Source organism: bacterium (genome assembly GCA_018814885.1).
Taxonomy (GTDB): Bacteria; Krumholzibacteriota; Krumholzibacteriia; order LZORAL124-64-63; family LZORAL124-64-63; genus JAHIYU01.
Genome location: JAHIYU010000039.1, coordinates 1 through 9,013, shown reverse-complemented (window position 1 = coordinate 9,013; position 9,013 = coordinate 1). Strand labels below are relative to the sequence as shown.

7 protein-coding genes are annotated in these 9,013 nt (G+C 70.0%); 2 read left to right on the top strand and 5 right to left on the bottom strand.

From position 1 onward, the window contains the following. The 3 genes from KJ554_02250 to KJ554_02240 all read right to left on the bottom strand — a co-directional run. On the bottom strand, window positions 1–627 hold a 627-nt coding region (locus KJ554_02250; GenBank protein ID MBU0741157.1), incomplete at its 3' end, for a hypothetical protein. A 327-nt stretch (window positions 628–954) separates the two neighbouring features. Beyond that, window positions 955–3,051 (bottom strand): thioredoxin domain-containing protein, encoded by a 2,097-nt coding sequence (locus tag KJ554_02245; GenBank protein ID MBU0741156.1) that lies wholly within the window; start codon window positions 3,049–3,051, stop codon window positions 955–957. 388 nt (window positions 3,052–3,439) lie between these two features. After that, complete coding sequence (locus KJ554_02240; GenBank protein ID MBU0741155.1) at window positions 3,440–4,414, bottom strand: methyltransferase domain-containing protein; 975 nt, start codon at window positions 4,412–4,414, stop codon at window positions 3,440–3,442. A gap of 99 nt (window positions 4,415–4,513) precedes the next feature. Here KJ554_02240 and KJ554_02235 point away from each other — a divergent pair, with 99 nt between their 5' ends. Then, complete coding sequence (locus KJ554_02235) at window positions 4,514–5,485, top strand: glycosyltransferase (protein MBU0741154.1); 972 nt, start codon at window positions 4,514–4,516, stop codon at window positions 5,483–5,485. A gap of 4 nt (window positions 5,486–5,489) precedes the next feature. On the opposite strand, the gene KJ554_02230 is transcribed toward KJ554_02235, so the two are convergent. Both KJ554_02230 and KJ554_02225 read right to left on the bottom strand, forming a co-directional pair. Then, window positions 5,490–7,415 (bottom strand): hypothetical protein, encoded by a 1,926-nt coding sequence (locus KJ554_02230; GenBank protein MBU0741153.1) that lies wholly within the window; start codon window positions 7,413–7,415, stop codon window positions 5,490–5,492. Window positions 7,416–7,428: 13 nt separating this feature from the next. Then, complete coding sequence (locus tag KJ554_02225) at window positions 7,429–8,346, bottom strand: DmsE family decaheme c-type cytochrome (GenBank protein MBU0741152.1); 918 nt, start codon at window positions 8,344–8,346, stop codon at window positions 7,429–7,431. 342 nt (window positions 8,347–8,688) lie between these two features. Here KJ554_02225 and KJ554_02220 point away from each other — a divergent pair, with 342 nt between their 5' ends. Beyond that, entirely contained in the window at window positions 8,689–8,898 is a 210-nt protein-coding gene (locus KJ554_02220; protein ID MBU0741151.1) for a transposase, read from the top strand. Window positions 8,899–9,013: the final 115 nt, after the last annotated feature.

Below are 9,013 nucleotides of genomic sequence, written 5' to 3'. Positions count from 1 at the left end.
GGCCGGATCCGGCAGCGGCGGCAGCGGCGCGCCCAGGGCGGCCAGCAGTTCGTCGATGCGCGCGGCGGCCTCGTCGTAGGCCTTCTCGCCGCCACCGTTGGCCGGCATGGTGAGCAGCTCGATCTCGCACTTGACGTGGTCGAAGACGGCCAGGGTGGTCGGGATCACGAAACGGTAGTCGGGCAGGTCATCGACCCAGCCCGCCTCGGGCAGCGGCACGCGCTCGAAGTGGCGCACCGCGTCGTAGGCGATGTTGCCTACCGCGCCGGCGAAGGGCGCGGGCAGGCCCTCCCCTTCCAGGTCCGCGAACTCCGCCAGGGCCGCGCGGACCGGCGCGAAGAGATCGGCCCGGTCCACCTGCGCGGTCGCCTCTTCGCCGTCGCGGGAGGTCACGGCCAGGTCGTCCTCGAGGCGGATCTCGGTGCAGGGCCCCACGCCGATGAACGAATAGCGCCCCACCTGGATGCCCTGTTCCACGCTCTCCAGCAGGAAGACCGCCCCCTGGGGCATGAGCTTCAGGTAGGCGGAGACGGGCGTGTCCAGGTCGGCCGGGATGCGCCGCCGCAGCGGGGTGCGCCGGCCCTGCGACGTCATCTCGAGATACGCGTCGCGCGTCGGTGCGAGCATTGTCAACCTCCAGCTCTGCGGTGACCGTCAGGCGGCGGCGGCGGGCATCAAGAAACCCGCCATCGGCGGATGGCGGGTCTGTCGGGATCGTGTCTGGTCCGAAAACCTAGATAACCGATCCGCACCTGCCATCCGCGCGGCACACATACCGCCAACGCCACCGAAGGCGGCTGGCAAGTGCGTCGTTCTGAAGGCCGATGCGGGTCATCCCGATGCTCTCTTCGCTTCAGTTTCCAGAGCGCCGCCGCGTGACGGCGGCGGCGACGTCCATTAATGATAGCGCAAGTCGGCGGTGAACGTCAACACCCGTCGCGGGATCGAACGTGTTCAATGCCGCCATTGCGCTCGCAGCTGCGCCTGCAGCTTCGGCGCGACTGTCGCCGGCTCCGCGCAGGCGCCGAAGCTGCAGACGTAGGCGGTCGGCACCCCGCCGACGGCCGACTTGCCGCGCGTGCCGGGCAGCAGGTCCGCCAACCCGCCGTCGGGGCCGGTCGCCGGCACGGACGACAGCACCGCGAAAGACGGATCCAGCCGCCAGTAGGCCTCGCGCAGGGCGCGGGTCCCCGCCGCGGCGGGATCGCCGGCGATCACCACGTCGTAGTGGGGCCCGTGATACAGGGACGCGGCGTCGGCCCACCACGCCATCTCCACGCCCGCGCTCGCCAGCAGGTCGCCGTGGCGCGCGAGGACCTCTCCCACCCGCGTGAGACCGTCGGGCTCCCCGGTCAGGGCCGACTCGCGCAGCAAGGCGTGCAGCATGGCCGAGGCCCCGGACGGCTCCACGCTGTCGAAGACGTCGGTGCGGCGGCCCAGGGGCGCCTCGGCGTCCCCGGCGGTCAGGAAGATACCGCCCTCGGGATCGACGAAGAGATCGCGGGCGGTGGCCAGGAGTTCCCGCGCCCAACGCAGGTACTTCGCCTGACCGCCGGCCTGGTAGAGATCGAGCAGTCCCTCGGCGAGCAGGGCGTAGTCGTCGACGATGCCGTCGCCGCTGCGCACGCCGTCGGTCGAGGCGCGGCAGAGTCGGCCCCGCTCGTCGCGGTGCAGGGCCCAGAGCCGGTCAGCGGCCAGGCGGGCCGCCTCGAGGTAGCGGGCGTCGCCCAGCACGGCGTGACCGCGCGCGAAGGCCGACAGGGCCATGCCGTTCCAGGCGGTCACGAGCTTGCGGTCCAGACCGGGCCGGACACGCTCCGCGCGGCGGTCGTAGAGGGCCTGGCGATACGTGTCGAAGAGAGCCGCCACGTCGGCCTCCGCGCGGCCGAACTCCGCGGCCGCCGCCGCCGCCGGGACGCGGCGCGTGAGGATGGACCGGCCCTCGAAGTTGCCTTCGGGCGTCACGCCCAGCAGGCGGCACAGGACGGGACCGTCCACGGGCCCGGCCACCGCGACGATCTCCGCCGGCGTCCAGACGTAGAAGCTGCCCTCCTCGCCCCCGCTGTCCGCGTCGTAGCTGGCGTAGAAGCCGCCCGCGGGATCGCTCATGTCGCGCAGCATGAAATCCAGCAGGTCGACGGCGATCCCGCGGAAACGCGCATCGTCGAAGACCGCGGACGCCTCGAGGTAGAGGCCGGCGAGCTGGGCGTCGTCGTAGAGCATGATCTCGAAGTGGGGCACCAGCCAGGTCTGCTCCACGGTGTAGCGATGGAAGCCGCCGCCCAGATGGTCGTGGATGCCGCCGCTGCCCATGGCCGCCAGCGTGTGCTCGACCGCCGCGGCGATCCGCTCGTCCCCGGTGCGCCGGTACTGGTGCAGCAGGAAGCGCCAGCGCAGCGGGGTGGGGAATTTCTGCTGCTGCTGGAAGCCGCCCCACGTCTCGTCGTATCGCGCCAGGGCCGTCTCCGCCACGGCCGCGACCGCCTGCAGGTCCGGTACCCGGTCCCCGCCTCCGGCGAGCGGCATGCCCGACAGATGCTCGGCCACGCGAGTCGCCTGGCCGGCGACCTCGCCGCGCTGTTCGGCGTAGGATTTCGCGATGTTGCGGCACAGGTGCAGGAACTGGTCGCGCGGGAAGTAGGTGCCGCCGAAGAAGGGCTTCAGGCCGGGGGTCAGGAACACGGTCATGGGCCAGCCGCCGCGACCGGTCATGGCCTGCACGGCCTCCATGTACGCGGCGTCCAGATCGGGACGCTCCTCCCGGTCCACCTTGATGCAGACGAAACTCTCGTTGAGCAGCGCCGCCACGTCGTCGTGCTCGAAGACCTCGTGCTCCATCACGTGGCACCAGTGGCAGGACGAGTACCCGATCGACAGGAAGATGGGCTTGTCCTGGTCGCGCGCGCGGTCCAGCGCCTCGTCGCCCCAGGGATACCAGTCCACGGGATTGTGGGCGTGCTGCCGCAGGTAGACGGAGCTCTCGTCCCGCAGATGGTTGCCCGCCTCGCGAATCCGCGCAGGCGTGCGCACCTCGGTGGTCTCGTCGTTCATCAGGGCACCCGTGCACACGGTCAGGATCGCCAGGATCGCGGCCGCGCGAAGAAAGGGGATCGATCTGCGGGAGCCCGGAACCCCCGTCTGTTTATTGAGAATGGTATTCATGATCTACAGGATAAGCGATTACGCCGGCGCCGCACCATCTGCATCAACGGGCACATTTCATGGGCTTGGGCCGGTGATTATCCGAGTCGACATCAAGAACAGGCGAGCGGACACGGCTCGTACAAGGCGTCGGCAAGGGCCTGGAGCCACGGAGGGCGGAAGGCCCTGGACGCCAAGCCGTCCGGCGACAGGAGGTCGTCGGACGGCGCCCTGGCACGAGCCGTGTCCGCTCGCCTGTTCGTGTGATGGGGCACCGGAATCCCACCTGCCCACACTCCTAAGACTTGTGCCCGATGATCACCTGGCTGTGCTTGGCCACGTCGACGACCTCGAAATCGTCGAAGCCGGCATCGCCGAGGGCCTCGATCGTCTCCGACCGGGTGTAGGCGCGCCCCTGCTGCGTCGCCACCAGCATGTTCACGGCGAAGCGCGCGCCGAACGAGGGACTGCAGCGGTCATCGTCCAGGAAGAAGTCCTTCACCATGATGCGCCCTCCGGGGACCAGCGCGGGGTGTGCCTTGCGGTAGATCGTGGCGATGGCCTCGGCGCCGATGCTGTGGACGATGTTGGAGACGTAGACCACGTCGAAGCCCTCGCCGAAATCGTCCGCGAAGTAGTCGCCCTCCACCGCGGATACGCGGTCGGCGAGGCCGGACGCGACGATCACCTCCCGCGCGATGGCCACGGTCTCGGGCAGGTCGAAGACCACGCATTCGAGCTCCGGGTACGCGGCCGCGAGGGTCAGCGAGGCCGTGGCCGGACCGCCGCCCACGTCCAGCAGGCGCCTGGCGCCGCTCATGTCGATGCTGTCGGCCACATCGCGGCTCGACTTGCGGGAGACGTCCTGCATGCCGCAGATGTAGTTGCGGTGCTTGCGCGCGGTCTGCTCGCGCGGCACGGGCTCGCCGGTCCGCAGCGTCGTGTCCAGCTTCACCCAGCGCCGCATCAGGTCGTAGTGATGGGCAAAGATCCTCGCCTGGGAGTCGGCGCCGTCGGGCAGCAGCACCTCCGCGTTGTCCGGCGGCAGGCTGAACCGTCCGTCGACGTCCCGGTCCAGGACCCCGGCCGCCGCCAGGGCGTGCAGGACGATGTCGACGGCGCGCCCGTCCAGCTCCAGGCGGGCGGCCAGCTCCGCCGGGCGGTGCGCATCCCGTCCGATGGCCTCGATGAGGCCCTCCTGCAGGGCGGTCAGCAGGATGACGGAATTCTGATAACCGTGTGCGAGCTGTTCCAGGCGTTCCTTGGTATCCACGCTTCACTCCTTCAGATTCTGGACTTTCGGCCGATGCCAACCGTACCCGCACGGTCGGCGGAGTATAGCCGACCGCCACCGCGTTTTCATGGAGGATCAATGGCCGAGACGCCCCTGATCAGCGTCGTCGTACCCTGCTACCGGGCCGCGCGGACGTTGCCGGAAACGCTGGAGTCGGTCCTGACCCAGGACTACCCCCGCGTGCAGGTCATCGCCGTGGACGACGGCTCGCCGGATGACACCTCCGGCGTCCTGGACGGCTACGGCGGCCGGATCACCGCGCTGCGCATCGCCAACAGCGGCGGTCCGGCGCGTCCGCGCAACGTCGGCGTCGAACGCGCCAGCGGCGAGCTCATCGCTCTGCTGGACGCGGACGACGTGATGCTGCCGGGGAAGCTCTCGGCCCAGGCCGCCGTCTTCGCCGCCCTGCCCGAGGTGGATCTGGTCTGCACCGATTTCCGGCAGATCGACGGCGCCGGCGCCACGCTGCAGGAGCGTTTCCTCGCGGACTATCGGGGCTTCCGGCGCCTGTTGCGTCCGACCGGCCTGCCGGGCGTTTCCCTGCTGTCCGGCCCGGACGTCTATCACGAGCTGATCCGCGGCAACTTCGTGGGCACGTCGAGCGTGATGGTCCGCCGCCGCCTGCTGCGCGAGGCGGGCGGTTTCGACGAGACGCTGCGCAACGGCGATGACATCGACATGTGGCTCAAGCTCGCCCACCGGGGCGCCGTCTTCGCCTTCCTCGACCGTCCCTGCCACGTCTACCGCCTGAACGGCGACGGCATCTCCGCCGGCGGCTGGCGCCGCTTCCCGTCCGTGATCAGGGTGCGCGAACGCCAGATCGCGCACGTGACCGACCCCGAGGTGCGGCGCATCCTCGACGACAAGCTGCTGTACATGCGTCTCGGCTATGCCTGGGGGTTGCGCGGCGACGGCCGCTACGGCGAGGCACTGCCCGCCTACCGGGAAGCCATCGCCCAGCGCTGGACCTGGCGCGGTTTCAAGGGCCTCTTGATGACGCGCCTGCTCTCCCTGTTCGGGGACCGGCGGCGCAAGGGCCGCGCCGCCTAGCCCGCTAGAAGGCCCCACTCAAGGACAGGGCGTAGAGGTCCAGGCTGTAATCGTCCCACCGGTTCTCGGCGAACTCGTGGTGCCGGTAGGCCGCCTGGAGTGTCAGCTCCGGCACGAAACGCCAGTCCGCGCGCACCAGGACGCGGTCGAGATCGGCGTTGACGTCGTCATCCGGTCCCGCGGCTCCGGCCTGGTCCTCGTGACGCACGCCCTCGTAGAAACCCTCTACGTGCAGGGTGTCGCTCAGGCGCAGCGAGGCGCCGGGAGCGAAACGGAGGGTCGTGCCGTCGTAGACCAGGGGCGCCATGCCCGCCGCGGCGCCGGCCGCGCCGGTCAGGGCGTATTCCTCCAGGCCCAGCGACACGGTGCCCAGCAGGGTCAGGCGGTCGCTCACCAGCCAGTTGCACGCCGCGTAGCCGCGCAGGGCCCGCCACGTGGTCTCGGCGTCCCCCGCATCGCGTCGGGTGAAGGTCTGATCGACGGCCTGGTGGCCCAGGTCGAGCCGCACCGACCGCAGCGGCCGCGTCTGCACGGACACCTGCCAGCGCAGCTGCTCGCGCTCGCGGTCGCCCATCCAGTACAGCCATGGCTCGCCGGACGCGGTGTCCCAGGTGTCGAGCTGCTCGACCTCGGTCTTGCGCCAGGTCACGCGCGCTTTCAGGCTCGCGCCGCGTCCGAGACGGTAGCGCCCGCGGAAGCCCGCCTCCTGGTCGGTCCGATCCTGGGCGGTCGTCTGGGAGTCGCCCTCCAGGCCGCTGCCGGGCAACCCGTCCCTGGCCACCGTCTCGTCCAGGTCGGATATCCTGTAGCGGTAGCTCAGCTGCAGGCGCGCCCGGGCCAGACCCGTGTGGGTGAGCACGGCGCGGTAGTCCTGGCTGCGGCGGTCGCGGTCGGTGGCCCGCAGGACGGCGTCGTCCCGTTCGGTCCGGCCTTCGACGGCCTGGTCGCGCAGGGCCGCGGACAGGCGCAGCGTGGAGGCGCAGCCGAGCCGGGCGATCGCGCCGAGCTGGCCGACGTCCGTCGCGGCCTCGCCGACTGGCGTGTAGACGCCGCCGACCAGGGCTTCCCGCAGCGTATTCTCCAGATAGGTGGTCGAGGTGTTGCCCTGCACGCGCAGCCGGTCGTTGACGTCCAGGGACGTCGCCAGCCGGGCGCTCCAGAGCTTCTGATCGTCGGCATAGTTGTGAAGGCCCTCGAGCGTGCGCGTGCCGTCGCTGCCGCGGTGGCTCAGCCGCAGATCGCCGGCGAAGCCGCGGTGCGCGTAGGCACCGCCCAGCCAGAATTCGCGGGTCCAGGTCTCGAAGGTCTTGACCGCGGGCGGCGCGTCGCCGCTGGCGTTCCGCAGCAGGCTGCTCTTGTCGCCGCTGCGGCGCGTGCGCCTGGCGCCCGCCGACATGTCGAGACCGTCCTGCACGTGATAGCGCAGGCTCAGCTCGCCCCGGCTCCATGTGAGCGCCGGCGCGGGATCCAGCGAGGGCGGCGGCGGACCCATGGCGAAGGCGGACGCGCGCAGCTCGCTGGTGCCGTCGTAATAATGGTGGAAGCTGCGGAAGCTGGTCGTGAACACATAGTTGCCGGGATCGCCCAGGGCCACCGCCAAGCGCCCGGCGCCGCCGGGCTCGCCCCCGGTGTCGCCGGCGCCGCGCAGCAGGAACCAGCGTCCGTCTTCCTCGGTGCGGCGCCAGCCGAAGAGGCCGCCGAGGCGGTATCGATCCACCAGCCACTCGTCCTCGGCGATCTTGGCCGGGGAGCCGGCGTCGTCCAGGAGATCGAAACCGATGGTCCAGTTGTTGCCCGGACCGATCAGGTCGCCGGCCGGGGCCCAGATCCGTCCCGCCTGGACCGGCAATTCGGCGGCTGCGGTCGCCGCGCCGGCGATCAGGAGCGCCGCAACCAGCACCGTCGCGGTCTTCGTGCCCGACTTCTTCATGACCGCTCCCCCCCTAGTTCCTGAACGTCGGCGAGACGTTCGAGCCGTGGATCTCGACGTGGCAGTCGTAGCAACGCGCCTCGCCGTCGAGCAGGCCGTCATGGCTCATATCGCCGATGGCCCAGTCGGCGTCGGCGTCGAAGCCCGCCTCGAAGTGGCACTGCAGGCACAGCGAGCCGCCGTCGGTCGCCAGCAGCTTGTCGTTCATGGAGCCGTGGGGCCGGTGGCAGGCCGTGCAGTCCTCCGCCGCCACGCCTTCGTGCTCGAAAACGAAGGGACCGGCCATCTCGGCATGGCAGCCCAGGCATACCTCGTTCATCTCGTTCCAGCCCGACGCCGCGAAGCCGGCGTGGGGGTCGTGGCAGTCGGCGCACGACACCTCCCCCTCCAGGACGCGGTGGTGGAAGGGCAGCCGGAAATCGCCGGCCTGGGCGGCGTGGCACTGCAGGCAGAACTCCGCAGCGTTGCGGAAGTTGGCGGCCGGTTCGGCGGCGCCGCCGAAGTGGACCTGGCCGGCGTGGCAGTCGGCGCAGGTGACGCCCGTCCCGGCGTGGGGGCCCCCGTTCCAGTCCAGCCGCCGCGCGGTATGGCACTGGATGCACATGCCGGCGCGGCCTTCGTCGTCCAGCCCGCCGAGCGACGCGACGCCCAGGATGAAGCCGTCGCCCCCCTCGTCGACGTGCAGGCTGCCGGGTCCGTGGCAGGCCTCGCAGCCGTAGACCTCCGTCCCGGGCACGGCCAGGGCGCGCGAGATGGCGTGGGGCGAGTGCAGGTAGGCCTCGCTCACGTCGTCGTGGCACTCGAGGCAGGTTTCCGCTCCGACATATCCGGCGCCCGGAGGCAGCTCGAAACGGTCGAGGTAGCCGCCAGCCTGGGCCTGCGCCGCGGCCAGGACGAGCAGGCCCGCCGCCGGCAGTGAGAGACGCATCATGGGAGACCTCCGCACAGAAGTTAGCTGTCCACGAACCGGGACTACCATAGGACGCTCGGATATACGGGACAAGACATATTCCGATCTGCATTGTAGGCATTGGACATCGCTCATTGGGTCCGATTCCGGAGCGCCGGGTCCCGCTATCCATAGCGAAAAACCCCCGGCGACCGAAGTTGCCGGGGGCACATCGAATCGCCTGTGACCGGGGGCTAGGCTCTGTCTGAAAACGGTTTGATCTGGTGAGCTGGCTCCCGGCTGCCACGGAAGGCAGCCAGCAAAGGAGGCCAGCGAGGATGCACCGCTACGAACTGACGGACGAGCAACGGGGCGCCCGCCCCCATGTTCCCGCCGCCCGCCGTCACCGGTCGCCCTGCCAGGTCGGCCCGGACAGTCTTGAACGCCATCTTCTGGGTTCTGCACAGCGGCGCACCCTGGCGCGATCTACCAGAACGCGATGGCCCGTGGCAGTCGATCTATCATCGCTTCAATGCCTGGCGAAAGGACGGTACGATTGACAAGCTCCTAGCCCGGATTATTCATGAATCTTAACTGACGAAAGCCTTCCGATCGGCTAAAGTTGTTTTACCACAAGCAACTACACCGCAAAGAAAGGCTTTCATCGTGTCCCATTCTACAGAACAGCCCGTTCTTTTTCCAGCCCTCG

Bases quoted from the DNA above. Each gene is read 5' to 3' on its own strand.
- KJ554_02220 (MBU0741151.1), top strand. From the start codon at position 8,689: ATGTTCCCGCCGCCCGCCGTCACCGGTCGCCCTGCCAGGTCGGCCCGG.
- KJ554_02245 (MBU0741156.1), bottom strand. From the start codon at position 3,051: ATGAACGACGAGACCACCGAGGTGCGCACGCCTGCGCGGATTCGCGAG.
- KJ554_02225 (MBU0741152.1), bottom strand. From the start codon at position 8,346: ATGATGCGTCTCTCACTGCCGGCGGCGGGCCTGCTCGTCCTGGCCGCG.
- KJ554_02230 (MBU0741153.1), bottom strand. From the start codon at position 7,415: ATGAAGAAGTCGGGCACGAAGACCGCGACGGTGCTGGTTGCGGCGCTC.
- KJ554_02235 (MBU0741154.1), top strand. From the start codon at position 4,514: ATGGCCGAGACGCCCCTGATCAGCGTCGTCGTACCCTGCTACCGGGCC.